Origin of the sequence: Paenibacillus sp. Leaf72, from assembly GCF_001422685.1 — a bacterium.
Lineage (GTDB): Bacteria > Bacillota > Bacilli > Paenibacillales > Paenibacillaceae > Pristimantibacillus.
Genome location: NZ_LMLV01000023.1, coordinates 441,371 through 457,435, shown reverse-complemented (window position 1 = coordinate 457,435; position 16,065 = coordinate 441,371). Strand labels below are relative to the sequence as shown.

The following is a 16,065-nucleotide window of genomic DNA, read 5'->3' as shown; positions in this document are numbered from 1 at the left end:
TCCAGTCACCTCTTTATTTTTTTCGCTTTCTTATATCATCCCAGACGTTGCTATTTCTTTTATTGTTGCAAAACGAAGCGAAATCGATTCATTTGTTCGCTTATAGGCTAATTAGCAAGCGTACTATTTTCTTTACAACATGAAAAAACGGGAAGGATTGACCTTCCCGCTCCACACTTGCCTATCCTATACTTTAATATCTAGTAGGCTGCCGACATTTGGATTTACACTGAGCTCCATCATTTTGATAAGTCCTTGTGCCTGCACTTGCATTTGGTCTTGGCCAATATCCAGCATGCGAACCGATACAGCCGTGCCGAGTGATGCTTGACTAAGTGACGTTGATAATGCTGCTATATCCATTATTCACCACCTCCACCTTTATTATCGGCAAGCATGGCGGAGGGATGAATACAATTAGGCAAAAAAAATAACCCGCATCGCTGCGGGTCACAACCATATATGTCGAAAAGAGAGTAAAGTCAGTATGCGCCTCGCACCTTAAATAGAAATGAAACGAAGCTGATTTTTAGCTTAATGCTTTTTTCTATGATATAAATAGCCATTCACGCACGCATCTTTAAGCAAAAAAAAGAACCCGCCGGAAGGCGAGTCGTCAAGGATTAACTATATAAATAGTGGGGGGTCATGTGATTAGTATAGGCAGCCAACCTTAAAATAAAATGAATGCCAACTGATAACAACATTAAATTTATATTTCAAGGCCATCTGATCATTTTTTTTGAAAATAGGCAAAAAAGTAGCCCGCTATTCAAGCGGGCCCAAAAATATATTAAAAGGGAGTATGTTGCTAGTATGGATTAACCATCTGAAACTGCACTGAAACGAAGCTGAAAATAAAATAAAAAAAGCTCCCATTGTGTCCGGGAAGCCTTGGCGTTTCCTTATTCTTTTTTCTCCTCTTTGACAATGACTTCATCTGGCGCATCGAACGGTACGCGATCTTCTTCATAATACATGGGTGAATCACCTCCTGCTTAAAGTCAGTATGCACCTGTTTAGTTATCTGGGAATGAACGTAATGTAAACGGAAAATTAAAAAAAGAAGCAGCGGCACCCGTCCATCGAGGCAAATACCCATTTTGCCTGAAAGCCCAACCCTTTTTGGCTTTTGACCATATGATGCTGTGTACCTTAAAAAAAGGAGATGAGCAACGAAATGGGATATGAAGTAGGAAATGTAGGAGTAGGTCCAGGATACGGTGGCTGCGGAAATAAAGTAGGCGGTGCTTTCACAAGCCCAGGCGCTATTCTTGTACTGTTCATTCTATTGGTTATCATCATTTGCTCCTGTATGTGGTAATAGAAGCGGCTTAGTTCCATCCTGACCTAATCAGTATTTCCTTAACCATGCGTTCTAAGTTAAAAATAGAGAAGAAGCATCCCCTTGCCATGTTATGGCAGGGGGATGTTTTTTTGCCTAATTTCATAATCTCCATGACAAATGCTTTGAAGAAAGGGTATGATTTAAAGATGGGTTGAAAAAGGCATGAGTTAAATGAAGGTCATGTACTAAAACATAGAATGGAGACGGAAGTAATGGCAAAGAAACCAAAGCGCCCGACAAGGGATGAGTTTGAATTGGAGGAGCTCGGAGAGCGCCTGGTTGAAGCGTATCAAGAGGGTATTGAGCTGCTTTTTGAGGTGTGGAACTGGGAAGAACCCGTTGCGGGGCTAATTGTAAAAATGGATTCCCGGACGAGGCTGGTGCACGTAGCGAAAGGTGAAGAAATTACTAAAATTCCGTTCATGGATATTATGAAGGTGAACAATAACGCAAGCTAGCCGAAGCGGCAGATGCTCCTTGTTTTTGACGAATAAAGTCTAGTTTTGTTGGGAAATGTCATTAAAATGCTAGAAAAGAAGTATCGAAAGTGCTAGCAAATATTCCTCCTCACCACTTAGAATGGACTCTACTGGTAGATTTAGGGTTTCAAAAATGTGGAGGAGGTTTCTGTTATGAAAAAAAAGCACGGTGTAGTCAAATTTGGAATCGTTTGTCTTGCGATGTTCGTTTTGTACCCGGCGGTGCAGGCGTTTGCAGCTTGGAACGATGTGCGTACAAGCTATGCGACGTATACAGGCTCAGGATATTCGGGCGGTGCAGTACTGCTTGATCCGATTAATCCGAATATGGAAATTACGGCCTTAAATCCGACTGATATGAATTACAATGGGGTCAAAGCGGCGCTTGCGGGCGCTTACTTGGAGGTTACGGGGCCTAAGGGCAAAACGGTCGTCTATGTCACCGATTTATACCCGGAAGGCGCTCCGGGAGCGCTTGACTTGTCGCCAAACGCTTTTGCTAAAATTGGGGAAATGTCGGCAGGCACAATCAATATTTCATGGAAAGTCGTGAAAGCGCCGATAACCGGAAATTTTTCGTACCGGGTGAAGGAAGGCAGCAGCCAGTGGTGGGCGGCGATTCAAGTGCGCAATCATTTTTATCCGGTCATGAAAATGGAATATAAGAAGGCTGGCGCGTGGATCAATCTGGAGAAAATGGACTATAACCATTTCTTGGGCACGAACATGGGGACAAGCCCGCTGCAGGTTCGGATAACCGATATTCGCGGGAAAGCGGTTCTGGATACGATTCCCGCACTTCCAGCAAACGGTACATCAGGCGCTTATATAGTTCCGGGAAATGTTCAATTCCCGAGCTGAAATGGAGCATAGGCTGAAAACAAAAAGCTTCATTCTCCGGTTGATTGGAGGACGAAGCTTTTTTTGAAGCTCAAAAAAAATAATAGCAAAATGGTTGACTTTTCCGCTCAAGCTTGGTATATTAATAAACGTCGCTAATATACGATCTGTTAGCTCAGCTGGGAGAGCACTATCTTGACAGGGTAGGGGTCAGTGGTTCGAGCCCACTACAGATCATACAAAGAAAAAGCCTGAGAAGCCGCATTATATATGGTTTCTTGGGTTTTTTCAATTTTTTGCTTACTGTCAGTGAAAAGCGATCTGTGGACATTCTGGGGACGGATTCTTTGCTAATTGATTTTATAAGACTATTCAGGATCAATCTTGTGTACTTTTTCTAGAAAATTTATCGAATTTATTCGCTGTGCGTTGTCTAAATTTTTTGGTGATATGCATGTAAGTGTCAGCTGAGGTCGATAACCTGGCATGCCCTAGTCTACGCTGAATCGCAATGAGAAGGGAATCAAAGTTAGCTGCATCATCTTCGCCATCTTCTAACATTAGAGTACCTGAACTGTGTCGTAGCCCGTGAAATTTAATAAATCGACTCGTAATCTCCAAGTGTTTTCTCCTCTCTTTTCGATGCTACCTTTTGGCATTTCATTCCCCTAAACAGAACGCATGTTCTTTTTTTGTCTATAAGAAACCGCCTCGCAGCGGTGGAAGCGCAAGATCATAGAGTGTTATGCATTTTTTTTGCTATTTATTTTGCTTCTTCTTACTTTCCCAAAAAAGAACTGTTAGAAATTCTTTTGCTTTAAGTTTGTCTTCCTTACTTATTGGCGCGCCATCAAATAGCACTTCACCATCAGCTTCTAACAACCTTTTTAAATCAAAAATGTCGTTTTCTGTTGCCCAAGAAGGGGCTTGAATTTGTTCCTCGCGTCCTAAAAGGTAATCCGTAGAAGTCCCGAGAATTTCCGCTAGGGTGTCTAAATCTTTGCTAGTAGGCGTTACTCTGTCATTTTCGATGTGCCCGAAATTGGAATTGCCCATCCCTAACTTATCCGCAATTTGTTTTTGTGTAAGATTGAGGGATTTTCTTAGAACTTTAATACGGCTTCCTAGTGACATAATAACTTTACATCCTTCCGAAATAAATTGTATTAAAAATACTGTTGACTGTATTTGAAATACAATGCATGATGATCACAACGAATAAACAAGGTGGTGACAAATTGAAAAGAGTCGAACTCAAAAAAGCTAGGGTTGATGAGGGGTTGACTCAAGAAGCACTGGCTTCTGAGTTATCAGTACATGTTGATCATATCCGAAGCTTAGAATACGGTCGTGTAAATCCAAGTGTTAAACTAATGAATAGAATTTGCGACCGACTAAAAGGCGAGCCGAGAGTCTTATTTCCTGATCTATAAAACAGTATTATTAATACGACAAATTCATAATACTGTATTTAAAATAGGATGTAAAGGTGTGCTTATTTTTTTGCCTATAAAATGTATTTAAAATACGATTTAGGGGGCTGTAAGCTGGGTATTTCAATTGAGTTATCCATAAGAACAATCATTTCGGAAGAAGTGGCGGCAGCTGAACGGAGAATCCGAGAAAGTCTTAGTATGAAAGCGGCTGAAACATTGACGTTAAGAGAGGATGATTGGAAGCGGGAACAAGAAGATAACTACAAACCATAGTAATCATAAGAGGAGGAACATTCATTATGTCAGATAGCAATGAAAAAGCCACCGTTGCAGCGGCGGCAGATGATTTAAGTGTTGATACTCGAAATACTTGGTCTTCTAGGTAGTAATGGGACGAATGTAAGAGAGAGGAGAAAAGCATGTATGAGTGAAACGAAAAAAGAATCAGTTTCAAAATTGGAGACTGATATAAATATTGTAACTGACATCATTTTTTAGATCCTTGTAGGAGACGTAACGGATGGAGTTACGGATTTGGTGAATGATGCATTTCTGAATCTCGGTGTTCGGATAGCAGGCGGAGATGGCCTGGGAGAAGCCTGTGAGGTTATCCACACAGGTGATCAGAATGTCCTGTACACCACGGTTTTTAAGCTCGTTTAATACACTGAGCCAAAATTTAGCGGACTCGTGCTCCCCAATCCACATGCCTAATGTCCTGTACACCACGGTTTTTAAGCTCGTTTAATACACTGAGCCAAAATTTAGCGGACTCGTGCTCCCCAATCCACATGCCTAATACGTCCTTGTTGTCATCTAAATCGATGCCAATGACCATGTAGGCGGCCTTATTCACAATGGCGCCGTCTTGCTTCACTTTGTAATGAATCGCATCCATAAATACGACTGCGTAGATGCCTTGCAGCGGCCGATTCTGCCATTCTTTAATGAGGGGGACGATTTTGTTCGTCACGTTTGAAATCATGGTTGGTGAGACGTCTATTCCGTACAAATGATGGAGGTGATCTTGAATATCCCTCGTACTGACACCTTTCGCGTACATCGCGATGATTTGGTCTTCAATACCGGTGACGGTGGACTGATGCTTCTTTACAATAACGGGCTCAAACTCACCATGACGACCACGAGGCACGGCTATCTCCATTTCGCGGTACTCGCTCGTTACCGTCTTTTTCGTTTTCCCGGTACGGCTATTACGTGTCGCTTTGCTTTTCACATCATGCTTCTCATAGCCCAGCTCCGTGTCGAGCTCAGCCTCTAGCATGGATTGCAGCGTCTCTGCAAATAGCTCCTTTCCATCGTTTTGAGGTTGTTTTCCTTCACAAATGCCTTCACTTGTTCCTTATTGAATCTCGCCATCGGTGCCATCCTCTCAAACCAGCCTTTCTTCTATTGTAATCGGGTTTGAGAGTTTACACAGAATATTTTACAGACTCGCGCCGATCAGAATTGGCCAGACCCAGCAAATCCCAAAAAGGGCGGCTCGCGCTGCCGAGTTTCTGTTAATAAGGGTATTAAGCCAAAAGATTTAATAGGCATACCGTGAAGTGTGGCATTCGCGCTCCAAGCAGACGGCTGGTATCTCAGAATGGACAACATTTGGCATAAGCCTAACTGCATGCCGGAGAGCGTCAGGGATCGCCCTACAAAGGCTCATGAATACGTGTTCCTCATGTCAAAATCGGAAAAATATTACTACAACGCCGAAGCGATTAAGGAACCAATGGCAGCATCTAGCATTGTGGGATTGTCACAGGATTTCGAGGGGCAAGCTGGATCAAATCGCGCAAACGGAGGCGCCAAAACGAACGGGACCATGAAGGCAGTAGGTGCGGCATACAGTTTTGCTCGAAAGGTTAATGAAGGAGACGTGCCTGGTAAGAGCAAGCAGCATAGAGAAGATAGAGTAGATGTGAAGTATTTTGGCTTCCGGAATAAACGCTCCGTGTGGAACAGGCAGCTCGGTTGGCGACAAGGTATTTGATCCATTCGGCGGGAGTGGCACGAGTTTAGAAGTGGTGCATAAACACAGGCGAAAATGTACGATCATCGAGATCGGGCCGCAATACGTGGAAATAGCTGAACGCCGGACGGCTAACGTTCAGCAGATGCTGCAATTATAACCCCTATAGAGGGGAAAGGAGCAAGCTTAAAATGATAGTCCGGATCGAGTATGTAAGAGCGCTTGTATGAGCAAGCACTCCACAAGCTTAGCAATGAGGTTTCTTTTTCCAATGCTTCTTTCCGATAATAAGAATTTTTTGACCAGGTTTAACAAATATAACTTTAACCTTTTTCTTTTTGGCATATTCGTATCCCATTCAAATCATCTCCTTTCCGTCAATTAATCTATTATATTCAAAGTTTAATTGATTCGATTGTGCATTTGATATATTGGGTAAAATTGGGGTTTTAGCTGTGGAGGTGGAGCACAAAATGAAAGCTATTACGATCATACAGCCATGGGCGACACTAATCGCGATTGGTGCCAAGCAATACGAAACGCGCGGTTGGTCGACGAAGCATCGGGGGGCACTAGCAATTCATGCTGGAAGCCAGAAGTCAATTTTGGTTGGTATGAGGAAGGCCGTTACGCATGGGAGCTTACAGAGGTTCGGCGGCTTGCAGGGCCGATAGCAGCCAAGGGGCAGCAGGGGCTTTGGAATTGGGATGATCAAGCTAAAGGATACTGATGGGCCGTAAAATCTACATCCGACAGAAGCTATATTACTTTTTCGAGAGCATATCTGACGTCGAGCTGGTATTCGCGATGTACGAGGACGTAGACGGCGATATCCATTACCGACGTACCGATTACGACACGGACAAGCATACGATGCCAGCGAGTCATTTTTATAATCAGTTCAGGCGAGAGTCAGGCTAACAGGTACTAGGCGGGCTGATCATGACGGAAGGCAATAAATTTGTGAACTGCCTTTTATGCGACGGAGCAGGCGTTTTGTACGAACTGGACAATACAGCATTTGAATGTCCGGTATGCGAAGGTGAGGGCGGAGAATTCGAGAATTACCGCCAACTCAACGATACAACACAATGAATAATGAAGTGCATAGAGGAGGGTAAAAAAAGAAAAGCAGCCATTATTGGCCGCTCAAGAAGGGTGCATCTGATGCATAGCAAGGAAATGCTTTTCAACTTCACTTAGATGTTTTCTATATTCGCCTCCATAGTAAACGTGTAACGGATGATCTATATATTCATATTTATCAGCAAGCATCTTATACGTAGAGGCTAAATTCAAATGATGTTCCCATGCCATCCTATTATCCAAATCGTTACCATCCTTTTCAAGTGTGTAGGCAATAACAATGTATGTTAACGCCCTAAGTGAGGTGACAAATGGGAGGGAACGACAGATGAACAGGCAGGAAACTTTGAAAAAAGTTAGATCGCATCACGGATATGAGTGACAAGGAAATATTAGAAAATGCGGCGTGGATTAGAGACGTAGCGAGCAAAGCCCACATGCATATAAACGTAAAGTCGGGCACGGTTAAAACGAATGACGTTCATGGATATGCGAAAAAAGTATTCCCGCAGGGCTATGAAGTCGAGGGAAATGACCATTTATCTGAAAAGAAAGATCCTGCTTTATGAAAGCAGGATCGATAAAATTAAGCTTTTACCGGCTCAGGTCTTTTTAATTGGAGCGGAGGGGGAATTAGCCAACCTTTTTCTTTATTCATTTCCAAAATACGAACAGCAATACCTGTCTTCGAGAGATGATATTTAGCGAATAATGCACCAATATCTTCCCTTAACGATTGCGTCATAGCTTGGCTGCATGCAACGATTCCTGCAGCCGTGTCTGCGGAGATAGCAGCAGCAATCTCGGGATCAGTGAATCTCGCACCAACTGGGATATCCTCGAGTTTAACTGGTGGTCTTTCCGCTAATAAAGGAGCAGGCGCAATCCCATTGTTAGTAAGTAATTCGTCCAGTTCTCTGATCTCAAGCTTCGCTTGGTCGATAAGTGCATCCAAGATTTTCTTGAGGTCCTTGTCGCCGGCATGGTTCATGAACGCTTGGTAACATGACACGATTCCTTTTGCTACCATTGAAGCTTGCCACACACCGTAGATTTCACCATAGTGCATAGGTTCGTCTTTTGGATTACCGCTTAAAATGCCCATTTAATTTGCTCCTTTTCATTCCTTGATTTTTACTGAATTAATTTGCTCAGAGATCAGATAAATATGCAATTCTGCGTATATTTTGATTTTTGAAATTACTTCTAGCTGAGGCTGCCAAACATACAGAACCCCTGGTTTTAAGCAGGGGTTTTTGGAAAAATTATTTGGTTAATTTTTTAGGTGCGTTCCCGATCACGGCTTCTTAAACCAAACAGTCCGGCCAAGCCAAGCAATCCGAGCCAGCCCCAATCAAAATCATTATCATCAGTCGTGGCATTTGTTCGGTAGTTGTTCGCGTTAAGATTTGTGTTACCTTCTGTATTATTGTTTGTTCCATAGCTGTTCATCTGGCTGTTGTTTGTTGCATGGGAAAGGCTTGGCGTTCCTTGCGCAAAGGCAGGAATAGACAGTGCAGATGACAGAATTACTAAGGTGAATAGCAACGGGAATAATTTTTTCATTACATTAATCGCTCCTTGTTTTGAATTTATCACGAGTATATGTTTCCCTACGGGGAAAATAAATATTCTGTTCTCGATAAAAAATCATTATGATCTAGATGCGAAAAAAAGCCTATAGAATCAGCCTTCCGAAATGGATTGAAGAATACAGAAATACATGGGAGGGAACGACAGTGCCAGAAGAGTTTGGAATTGGCGATATCGTCACATGCCCGCATTGTAAAAGAGATTATGTCATCGAATTGGGTTGGGGTTTTATGTGGTCGACAGAGAGTCAATAGAGGTCATCGGCAACATACACGACAATCCCGAGCTACTGGAGGCGAGCAGCCAGGTACGCGCAGGGGCATTGAGCGGCGCAGCGTGTATCAAAATACCGTGCTGCTGGACCCGATGATTATGCAGAGCTTTGCGAATCCGGTTAATAGTCGGAGCGGATCGTCACTCACTGAGGATGAGAAAAAGGCGCTGGAGGAAGTATTGGAGATTAAGCCCACAGGAGCGTGAATGTTATGTAATGGCTCATGGGCATGCGATACCGCATCAACAGATTGCACGGATGCTCAAACTCTCCGAAAGTAGTGTTTCAACCTATATAAAGAGAGCTCATGAAAAAGTGTCAAAAGGCTGGGAAGGTACATTATTTTGAAAGGGGCGTTTATACTATGCCAGAAGAATATACAAGCACAGAACAATATCCATCCGTGCTAGTGGCATCCGACATACAAAAGATACTCGGGATTGGCGAGAGGCAAACTTACGATTTGATGAACTCGGGACAATACCATGTATTGAGGATCGGGAGAATGAAGAAAGTTTCGAAAAGTGTATTCCTTAGATGGATGGAAGGAGAGGCTAAATTTTAATATAGGAGGCCCACCCCAATAATCACTATTTTCCCTTTAATATCAAGGCATCACACCATTAAAAAATTGGCGCGAAAGTTGGTGCCGCAATAGTGAATAGTAGGGGTGGGAACAGGAAGACAAAGACTATTAACAAATGAGGGAAATGCAATGCCAGCAAGCTCTAGGAGGTCAAAGGAAGCTATGGTAATACCTTGTCACTATCTTGACAGGGTAGGGGTCAGTGGTTCGAGCCCACTACAGATCATACAGTAAAGAAGGTCCGAGAATCCTTTTATAACAAGGGTTTTCGGTCTTTTTTGTTTCTGATTAATATTTGCATCATGCCGTATAAAATTTTCAAAAGCTACGCATCCTATCGATTGAATGCCGAGTGGCGGGCGGTAATTGCCGCTCACAATCCGAAGGAGGCGAGCTTTGAATGAGCACAAATGAAATGACTGGCGGGGAAAGAGAACATATTGTAGCGGTACAGAAAAATGGCGACGGTGACCTGACGAGTTTTAAAACATCATCGGGCCGTGTACTGGATTACCAGACGGCGCTGCAAGAGGTGCAGGCAGGGCAGATCGCTGGTGTGAATGCTTTCAAAGGCAGAGATGGTGAAACGTATATCCGTGGCGACGCGGACGGCGATCCTACAAACAATTTGGACCAGCTTCCGATGTTTTAAACGGCAAGCCTGAGCTAAGCATAGCCAGCAGCAAGAAGAGCCTGACGCGAAAAAGCGTCAGGCTCTTTTTGTTATGGTTGCTGATCATTTCTGCGACTCGTACCTACACCGTATAAATCTCACGCTGCTGAACGAAGCGCATTTTCCCCGTATGGCCTATGTAATTTTCCATCGTATCCCCGTAATGCATGAGCCACACCTTCTCCTGCAGCAGCTCTGGCAGTGTCAGCAGCTCGTCGAGACAGGCATGTACAACACCGGGCGCAATTAGCTGGCAGTCGTGAAAAATCGTATCGACGCCATCCTCAACAAGCTGCTCCAGCAACGCTTGACTGAATTTCATATCTGCCGAATAAAAAAATTGCTGATTGAAAATAAACGAATAGCTGTCTTTCCCCACAATATGCTCGGTTTGAAGCAGCTTCACCTTCAAGCCCGGATGCAGCTCATGCTCTACGCCTTCCTCGAGCCGTCTCACTTCAAAGAAGTCATTAATGGATTGAAGCGGTCCCTGCGTCAGCCCGCCGCGCAGCGTCTGCTCCCACAGCGGCTCTACTAGCGAGGAGGCGATGTACAGCACCGGCTTTTTTCCATAGAGAAACATCATCTGAAAAGCATATTCCTCCAGCCCGCCCACATGGTCGCCATGAATATGGCTGATCAGCACAGCATCCAGCTCATCGAACGAACGATTCGTCTCGTGCAGCGCCTTAGGCAGCGTAATGCCGCAATCGACCAGCAGCTTGTACCCAGGCACCTCAATTAACGCATTGTTATTATCATATTTCTTGGCAAAAGCACTCCCAGTTCCGATCATTTGTATATTCATTGGAACACCCCCGTCATAGAAATCATCTCGCTACATCCAATGTATCAAATGAATGGCAAACTGACAAATAGAGATACCCTTTGCCGGGTAGCTACATATAATGCATGAGCAAGAACCGGCAGGGAGGACAGAGCATCAATGAGCAAAGGAAAAGGCAAAAACGTTAAGAAGAAACAACCGTCAGGTGAACGGAAACAGTACCACTACAAATTGGTGCTATCCCCAGTCTGCGAAGTGTGTCCGACACCTTGTGCAAGGGGACTCGCGTATTTGGACCGAATGTCTGAGCCGGGCGCAGTTGGAAAAGGGGTTCCTTGCGTGCTCACCCGTACGTATCATTAACCCGAATATTTCCCAGGCAACCGCACATTTCTACAATTTTTTTCGCACGGGCATGCTGCTTAAATCCCTGTAAATGATCGTCTGAAAAAAGGGAGAGCACCCGCCTATGCTGGAGACAAAATATAGCGCTGGTACAAGGCTGAAAAAGTTTCTGTAACAGCGCAACTCTATTCATTTTGAAGAGTATAACCATATATCCAGACAAAGCGGATGGAGGGTACTCATCTATGAAATTCAGAAAAGTAGCGGTTTTGCTGCTGGCGCTTTTTTTATGCAGCAGTACCTTAATGATTGCGAGTGCAGCATCGCAGACTGTTAAGGTTCTCCTGAATGGCAGCGAGCTTGAAGATGGCGGCATTATGGTGGATGGCAAGACTTACCTGCCGATTCGGGAAATAGCCAATAGCCTGCAAACCATCGTCAATTGGGATGGGCAGAATAAGAAGGCAACCTTAACGAGACCGAATGTACATATTGTACTTATGCAGGATAGCAAGCTGTTTGGCAATGTGACGAAGGGCAACTCATATACGTTCAGCGTATTGTCGCAGGTCGACAATTTGAAGACGGATATTGCCGCGGTTAAAGTATCTATATTTGATCCGTATGGCAGCGAGAAGGTTATTCAGACACAGACCGATAAGATTACGAAGGATAACTTCTGGTATCGGACGGAAGACATGAAGTATAACTTCGAGTATTCGGGAAAATATGCGGTGAGATTTTTCCTGAAAACGAGCTCGTCCGACGATTGGACGCTCGTCTCGGAGAAGCTGATTTCTTCGCAATAACGGCAATGGCCCGCGTTTCTTCCAAGTGGAGGAAACGCGGGCTTTTTCGAAATATAAGAAATTATTAGTTTCAAGCTTATAATTTCTTATATTTCACCCTCGAAACGGTAGCTTTGCCTCCGGATGACGGCGACAGCCGTTTACGCTTGTTTGACCGCTGCTAGGACTCATGGTACGATACACAGGTATGGATAATTGACTGAAATGGGGTAAAACAATGACTGAGCATAATCATGGCGCAGATTGCGGTTGCGGAGAAGACCATGAACATGAAGAAAGTGTATTTATTGTAACGGACGATGAGGGCCAAGAACGCGAAATGGTCATGGTTTATACGTTTGAATCCGAAAACAACGCTTATGCGGTATTGCTGGATCGCAATGATCCTGAAGCAGACGGCGTTATTTTCCGCATCGAGGAAGAGAACGACGAGGCATTCCTCGTTGGTATCGAAGACGATGAAGAATGGGATCGCGTAACGAAGATTTATGAAGAAATCGCCGTTACTGAAAACGCGGCAAAAGAAGAGTAGATTTCTCGCTCTTTACGCTGCTCTACCAAGCCATCATGCAGCTAAGCTTTGCATGCAAAAGACACCTGCGTTACCAAGGGCGAATGCTCATGGGACAGCAGGTGTCTTTTGTTCAAATATAGGAAAGGATATTTCTCGGAATGAAACGCTCCGCTCCGCCAAAGGACGGCGTCAGCTGTTTCACCTTGAAATATAACGATGTCTAGGAAATAGCCGTTTCCTCGAAAATGACTTTAACGAATTCTACGTTGCGGTCCTCCGGACCTTTAACGGGGAGGCCAACTTCAACATGCTCGACGATGTAGTCGATATTTTTCTGGGAAATAACCTCGCCTGGAAGTAGAATAGGGATGCCAGGTGGGTAAACATAAATAAACTCGGCGATAATTCGGCCAGCCGACTCTTTGAACGGAACGACCTCGGTCTGTCCGTAGAAAGCATCGCGCGGCGAGAGCGACAGCTGGGGAATATCCGGGATTTTGACAACGAGTTCTCGGGCCTCGGCGCCTTCATTGAAGCTGTCCGACAGCGCGCGCAGCGCCTCCAGCAATTTTTCTATCGAATCGGATGTATCACCAGGCGTAACAAGGCAAAGAATGTTATACATATCGCTCATTTCAATTTCGAGGTTGAAATGGTCACGAAGCCAGTTTTCCGTCTCATAGCCGGTAATGCCGAGATGACGGACATGAATAGCGACCTTGGTTGGGTCGAGATCAAAGGTAGCTTCGCCACCTAAAATTTCCCGTCCAAAGCAGTACAAGCCGGGGATTTCATTGATGGTCTTGCGCGCATATTGGGCAAGCTCAATCGCTTGTTCAGCCAGCTTGTGACCGTTCAAAGCCAAATTGCGGCGCGACGTATCGAGCGATGACAGCAAAATATAGGATGTCGACGTTGTCGTCAGCATGCTGATAATCGTCTGAATGCGGTGGGGATTAACCCGCCCGCCGCGCACGTTCAGCACGGAGCTTTGCGTCATCGAGCCGCCCAGCTTATGAACGCTCGTCGCTGCCATATCTGCGCCAGCCTGCATCGCAGACATCGGAAGCTTTTCATTGAAATGAATGAGTACGCCGTGCGCCTCATCTACGAGAACCGGAATATCGAACGTATGCACGAGATCGACGATCTCCTTCAGGTCGGCGCATACGCCATAATACGTCGGGTTGATAACAAGCACTGCTTTCGCATCGGGGTGCTTGTCCAGCGCGCGTTTGACAGCGCGTGTCGTAATGCCGTGATCAATGCCGAGATTTTCGTCACGCACGGGTGAGATAAAGATCGGACGGGCACCTGCAAAAATAATCGCTGCCATAATGGACTTATGCACATTGCGCGGAACGATGATTTTATCGCCGGGAAGACAGACGCTCATAATCATCGTAATAATGGCACCGCTCGTTCCTTGCACGGAAAAATAAGTATAATCTGCGCCGAAAGCATCGGCTGCAAGCTTCTGGGCTTCCTCAATAACGCCGGTTGGCTGATGCAGGTCATCCAGCGGAGCTATATTTATTAAATCGATCGATAACGCATTATCGCCGATAAATGCACGAAATTCGGCATCGCTGCCTAACCCTTTCTTATGTCCTGGAATATGAAATTGGGTTGGATTCTGTTCCGCATGGCGGCGTAATGCGCTGAAGAGCGGGGTTTTGTTATGATCCATCGCTTTCATCCCTGCCTCTCTAGTTAAAATACAAACAAGGTTGAGTATAGCAAAAACAAGTCGGAATGCAAGAAGCTTTTTTTAAAAATATAGGAAAGTATAGCATTGCGCGGTACTTTCTCTATATTTCTACGCGAAACGGTGCTTTGCCGCCAAAGGACGGCGACAGCCGTTTGCGCTTGAAATATAGGAAAGTATAGCATTGCGCAATCCTTTCTCTATATTTCTCGGAATGAAACGCGCCGCGCTGCCAAAGGACAGCGCGAGCCGTTTCACCTGGATCGCTTGCTTGCAGCAGAAACGGAGGCTCGATATTTAATGAAAGAACATAGGGGCATAAAGCCATCCGGCGTCGTTATTTGGCGCTCTCCTTTTATTATTCAGCTGCTGATTATTATGTTTATTATTGAATTTGTAAAGGGCGCGCTGCTCATCTCCATTTTGCCAGTGTACATGGGTACGGTGCTGGGTTTATCTGCCTATGCGATTGGCTGGGCGCTGGCGCTGCAATATATTGGCGATAATTTGTTCCGCAGCCCGATTGGCTGGCTTATTGACCGTTTGGGCTACCGCTCCGTAATGCTTGCGGGTATTGTGCTGACGTTCACCTCTGTTTTGCTTGTCGCTTTCGTGCATCATACGAGCTGGATTGTAGTCGCTTGCCTGCTGCTTGGCATCGGGTCGTCCCCGCTATGGCCTTGCGTCATTACAGGAGCAACAGAGGAGGCTGGAGAGGAAGCGAGCGGCCGGGCGATGAGTGTCGTCTATGTCGCTTGGCTGGTTGGCGTGGGCGCGGGGCCGATTGCGATTAATTTTCTGCTGTCCAGCTCGTATACGGCAGCGTTCCGCCTCATTATTGGCGGCATGATCGTCGTTGTCCTGACGACGATGTTTCTGCCCGGTCGCGGGCGCATGAAGCAGCGTTCAGGCGCAGCGGAAGAGGCTGCGGCGCAGACGGATTCGCATGCAGCGAACACAAGTGATGCTGCAAGAGAGCCGCTCAAAGTTCGGGCCAGCCGTTATTTTGCCAAGGTGGGCAAGTCGCTTCATGCCAGCAAGCTGCTTTATCCGGCAATGTTTGTGCAGAACTTCTCGCTGGGGCTGTTGACGCCGATCTTAACGCTGTTCGCGCGTTCAGTGCTCCATCTGACGCCTGCCCAGTACAGCTGGTTTCTTATCGCGGGCGGCGCCATTACAGTGCTGGGGCTAATCCCAGTCGGGAAGTTTGTCGATCGGCTCGGGACAAAATGGTTTTTGCATGTCGGCTTTCTCCTCGCCGCGATCTCGCTGCCGCTGCTAGGCATGACTCGTTCACTGCCGCTGGTGCTGGTTATTGTGGCGATTGTAGGACTTGGCTATGCCTGCATCATCCCGGCATGGAATGCTTTAATTGCTCAAGCGATTCCGAAAGAAGAGCGAGGTGCAGTATGGGGCTTTTTCCTGACGATCGAAGGCTCCGGCATGGTGCTGGGCACGATTTTGTCCGGCAAGCTGTGGGATACATTCGGGCATCAGGCACCATTTTTAGTAAGCGGTGCAATGCTGCTCGTCCTATTTGTTCTCCATTTGTTCATTACCAGAAAACAGCCAGTTATGATAACATAACGTGTGGAGGGGATGA

The 16,065-nt window shown here is 45.5% G+C and carries 19 protein-coding genes, 1 tRNA gene and 2 pseudogenes; 15 read left to right on the top strand and 7 right to left on the bottom strand.

What is annotated here, in order from left to right; translation table 11 throughout:
* Window positions 1-186: 186 nt before the first annotated feature.
* Complete coding sequence (locus ASF12_RS33875; protein WP_081418938.1) at window positions 187-363, bottom strand: YjfB family protein; 177 nt, start codon at window positions 361-363, stop codon at window positions 187-189.
* Window positions 364-1,560: 1,197 nt separating this feature from the next.
* Here ASF12_RS33875 and ASF12_RS20755 point away from each other — a divergent pair.
* The 3 genes from ASF12_RS20755 (at window position 1,561) to ASF12_RS20745 (ending at window position 2,904) form a co-directional block, all read left to right on the top strand.
* Entirely contained in the window at window positions 1,561-1,806 is a 246-nt protein-coding gene (locus ASF12_RS20755; RefSeq protein ID WP_046230532.1) for a YolD-like family protein, read from the top strand.
* Window positions 1,807-2,028: 222 nt separating this feature from the next.
* On the top strand, window positions 2,029-2,688 hold the full coding sequence (locus tag ASF12_RS20750) for an expansin EXLX1 family cellulose-binding protein (RefSeq protein WP_442952545.1): 660 nt from the start codon (window positions 2,029-2,031) through the stop codon (window positions 2,686-2,688).
* 143 nt (window positions 2,689-2,831) lie between these two features.
* A tRNA-Val gene (locus ASF12_RS20745) sits at window positions 2,832-2,904 on the top strand.
* Between the two features lie 522 nt (window positions 2,905-3,426).
* On the opposite strand, the gene ASF12_RS20735 is transcribed toward ASF12_RS20745, so the two are convergent.
* Window positions 3,427-3,801, bottom strand: a complete 375-nt coding sequence (locus ASF12_RS20735) for a helix-turn-helix domain-containing protein (protein ID WP_056038807.1) — start codon at window positions 3,799-3,801, stop codon at window positions 3,427-3,429.
* A gap of 68 nt (window positions 3,802-3,869) precedes the next feature.
* Between ASF12_RS20735 and ASF12_RS33870 the strand changes: the two genes are divergently transcribed.
* Entirely contained in the window at window positions 3,870-4,100 is a 231-nt protein-coding gene (locus ASF12_RS33870) for a helix-turn-helix transcriptional regulator (protein ID WP_081418937.1), read from the top strand.
* 495 nt (window positions 4,101-4,595) lie between these two features.
* Here ASF12_RS33870 and ASF12_RS20725 read toward each other — a convergent pair.
* A pseudogene (locus ASF12_RS20725) lies at window positions 4,596-5,423 on the bottom strand (IS256 family transposase); the annotation flags it as partial.
* Between the two features lie 289 nt (window positions 5,424-5,712).
* On the opposite strand from ASF12_RS20725, the gene ASF12_RS36620 reads away from it, so the two are divergent.
* The 4 genes and pseudogenes from ASF12_RS36620 (at window position 5,713) to ASF12_RS34630 (ending at window position 7,182) form a co-directional block, all read left to right on the top strand.
* Window positions 5,713-6,108, top strand: a complete 396-nt coding sequence (locus ASF12_RS36620) for a DNA methyltransferase (RefSeq protein WP_056038800.1) — start codon at window positions 5,713-5,715, stop codon at window positions 6,106-6,108.
* Window positions 6,109-6,139: 31 nt separating this feature from the next.
* Complete coding sequence (locus tag ASF12_RS36615) at window positions 6,140-6,247, top strand: hypothetical protein (protein ID WP_442952543.1); 108 nt, start codon at window positions 6,140-6,142, stop codon at window positions 6,245-6,247.
* Between the two features lie 313 nt (window positions 6,248-6,560).
* A pseudogene (locus ASF12_RS20715) lies at window positions 6,561-6,817 on the top strand (hypothetical protein).
* Window positions 6,818-7,029: 212 nt separating this feature from the next.
* Window positions 7,030-7,182 (top strand): hypothetical protein, encoded by a 153-nt coding sequence (locus ASF12_RS34630; protein ID WP_155973320.1) that lies wholly within the window; start codon window positions 7,030-7,032, stop codon window positions 7,180-7,182.
* 577 nt (window positions 7,183-7,759) lie between these two features.
* On the opposite strand, the gene ASF12_RS20700 is transcribed toward ASF12_RS34630, so the two are convergent.
* Entirely contained in the window at window positions 7,760-8,278 is a 519-nt protein-coding gene (locus ASF12_RS20700; RefSeq protein ID WP_056038788.1) for a DUF3231 family protein, read from the bottom strand.
* A gap of 176 nt (window positions 8,279-8,454) precedes the next feature.
* Entirely contained in the window at window positions 8,455-8,739 is a 285-nt protein-coding gene (locus tag ASF12_RS20695) for a WGxxGxxG family protein (protein ID WP_056038785.1), read from the bottom strand.
* A 192-nt stretch (window positions 8,740-8,931) separates the two neighbouring features.
* Between ASF12_RS20695 and ASF12_RS35790 the strand changes: the two genes are divergently transcribed.
* The 3 genes from ASF12_RS35790 to ASF12_RS20680 all read left to right on the top strand — a co-directional run bounded on the left by ASF12_RS35790 (window position 8,932) and on the right by ASF12_RS20680 (window position 10,278).
* Window positions 8,932-9,246, top strand: coding sequence for a hypothetical protein (locus ASF12_RS35790; RefSeq protein WP_235533223.1), 315 nt, complete (start codon window positions 8,932-8,934; stop codon window positions 9,244-9,246).
* Window positions 9,194-9,388 carry a sigma factor-like helix-turn-helix DNA-binding protein gene (locus ASF12_RS36610; RefSeq protein ID WP_081418935.1) on the top strand — a complete coding sequence of 65 codons (195 nt, stop codon included), beginning with the start codon at window positions 9,194-9,196 and terminating at the stop codon, window positions 9,386-9,388. Before ASF12_RS35790 ends, ASF12_RS36610 begins: the two co-directional genes overlap by 53 nt.
* Before the next feature lie 653 nt (window positions 9,389-10,041).
* Entirely contained in the window at window positions 10,042-10,278 is a 237-nt protein-coding gene (locus tag ASF12_RS20680) for a DUF3892 domain-containing protein (protein ID WP_056039108.1), read from the top strand.
* 103 nt (window positions 10,279-10,381) lie between these two features.
* On the opposite strand, the gene ASF12_RS20675 is transcribed toward ASF12_RS20680, so the two are convergent.
* Complete coding sequence (locus tag ASF12_RS20675; protein ID WP_056038780.1) at window positions 10,382-11,107, bottom strand: MBL fold metallo-hydrolase; 726 nt, start codon at window positions 11,105-11,107, stop codon at window positions 10,382-10,384.
* Between the two features lie 138 nt (window positions 11,108-11,245).
* On the opposite strand from ASF12_RS20675, the gene ASF12_RS33855 reads away from it, so the two are divergent.
* The 3 genes from ASF12_RS33855 to ASF12_RS20665 all read left to right on the top strand — a co-directional run bounded on the left by ASF12_RS33855 (window position 11,246) and on the right by ASF12_RS20665 (window position 12,772).
* Complete coding sequence (locus tag ASF12_RS33855) at window positions 11,246-11,449, top strand: hypothetical protein (RefSeq protein ID WP_081418934.1); 204 nt, start codon at window positions 11,246-11,248, stop codon at window positions 11,447-11,449.
* Window positions 11,450-11,676: 227 nt separating this feature from the next.
* Window positions 11,677-12,240: a stalk domain-containing protein gene (locus tag ASF12_RS20670; RefSeq protein WP_056038776.1), complete on the top strand. Its 564-nt coding sequence runs from the start codon at window positions 11,677-11,679 to the stop codon at window positions 12,238-12,240.
* Between the two features lie 217 nt (window positions 12,241-12,457).
* On the top strand, window positions 12,458-12,772 hold the full coding sequence (locus tag ASF12_RS20665) for a DUF1292 domain-containing protein (protein WP_056038772.1): 315 nt from the start codon (window positions 12,458-12,460) through the stop codon (window positions 12,770-12,772).
* A gap of 202 nt (window positions 12,773-12,974) precedes the next feature.
* On the opposite strand, the gene ASF12_RS20660 is transcribed toward ASF12_RS20665, so the two are convergent.
* Entirely contained in the window at window positions 12,975-14,444 is a 1,470-nt protein-coding gene (locus ASF12_RS20660; RefSeq protein ID WP_056039105.1) for an aminotransferase class I/II-fold pyridoxal phosphate-dependent enzyme, read from the bottom strand.
* Between the two features lie 318 nt (window positions 14,445-14,762).
* Between ASF12_RS20660 and ASF12_RS20650 the strand changes: the two genes are divergently transcribed.
* Window positions 14,763-16,049: an MFS transporter gene (locus ASF12_RS20650; protein ID WP_056038766.1), complete on the top strand. Its 1,287-nt coding sequence runs from the start codon at window positions 14,763-14,765 to the stop codon at window positions 16,047-16,049.
* Window positions 16,050-16,065 lie beyond the last annotated feature (16 nt).

Excerpts from the sequence above, each read along its gene's own strand:
- ASF12_RS20755 (WP_046230532.1), top strand. The coding sequence starts at position 1,561 with ATGGCAAAGAAACCAAAGCGCCCGACAAGGGATGAGTTTGAATTGGAG.
- ASF12_RS20650 (WP_056038766.1), top strand. The coding sequence starts at position 14,763 with ATGAAAGAACATAGGGGCATAAAGCCATCCGGCGTCGTTATTTGGCGC.
- ASF12_RS34630 (WP_155973320.1), top strand. The coding sequence starts at position 7,030 with ATGACGGAAGGCAATAAATTTGTGAACTGCCTTTTATGCGACGGAGCA.
- ASF12_RS36620 (WP_056038800.1), top strand. The coding sequence starts at position 5,713 with ATGGACAACATTTGGCATAAGCCTAACTGCATGCCGGAGAGCGTCAGG.
- ASF12_RS20665 (WP_056038772.1), top strand. The coding sequence starts at position 12,458 with ATGACTGAGCATAATCATGGCGCAGATTGCGGTTGCGGAGAAGACCAT.
- ASF12_RS20735 (WP_056038807.1), bottom strand. The coding sequence starts at position 3,801 with ATGTCACTAGGAAGCCGTATTAAAGTTCTAAGAAAATCCCTCAATCTT.
- ASF12_RS33855 (WP_081418934.1), top strand. The coding sequence starts at position 11,246 with ATGAGCAAAGGAAAAGGCAAAAACGTTAAGAAGAAACAACCGTCAGGT.
- ASF12_RS20700 (WP_056038788.1), bottom strand. The coding sequence starts at position 8,278 with ATGGGCATTTTAAGCGGTAATCCAAAAGACGAACCTATGCACTATGGT.
- ASF12_RS20675 (WP_056038780.1), bottom strand. The coding sequence starts at position 11,107 with ATGAATATACAAATGATCGGAACTGGGAGTGCTTTTGCCAAGAAATAT.
- ASF12_RS20670 (WP_056038776.1), top strand. The coding sequence starts at position 11,677 with ATGAAATTCAGAAAAGTAGCGGTTTTGCTGCTGGCGCTTTTTTTATGC.
- ASF12_RS33870 (WP_081418937.1), top strand. The coding sequence starts at position 3,870 with ATGATGATCACAACGAATAAACAAGGTGGTGACAAATTGAAAAGAGTC.
- ASF12_RS20695 (WP_056038785.1), bottom strand. The coding sequence starts at position 8,739 with ATGAAAAAATTATTCCCGTTGCTATTCACCTTAGTAATTCTGTCATCT.
- ASF12_RS20680 (WP_056039108.1), top strand. The coding sequence starts at position 10,042 with ATGACTGGCGGGGAAAGAGAACATATTGTAGCGGTACAGAAAAATGGC.
- ASF12_RS20660 (WP_056039105.1), bottom strand. The coding sequence starts at position 14,444 with ATGGATCATAACAAAACCCCGCTCTTCAGCGCATTACGCCGCCATGCG.
- ASF12_RS33875 (WP_081418938.1), bottom strand. The coding sequence starts at position 363 with ATGGATATAGCAGCATTATCAACGTCACTTAGTCAAGCATCACTCGGC.
- ASF12_RS20750 (WP_442952545.1), top strand. The coding sequence starts at position 2,029 with ATGTTCGTTTTGTACCCGGCGGTGCAGGCGTTTGCAGCTTGGAACGAT.
- ASF12_RS36610 (WP_081418935.1), top strand. The coding sequence starts at position 9,194 with ATGAGAAAAAGGCGCTGGAGGAAGTATTGGAGATTAAGCCCACAGGAG.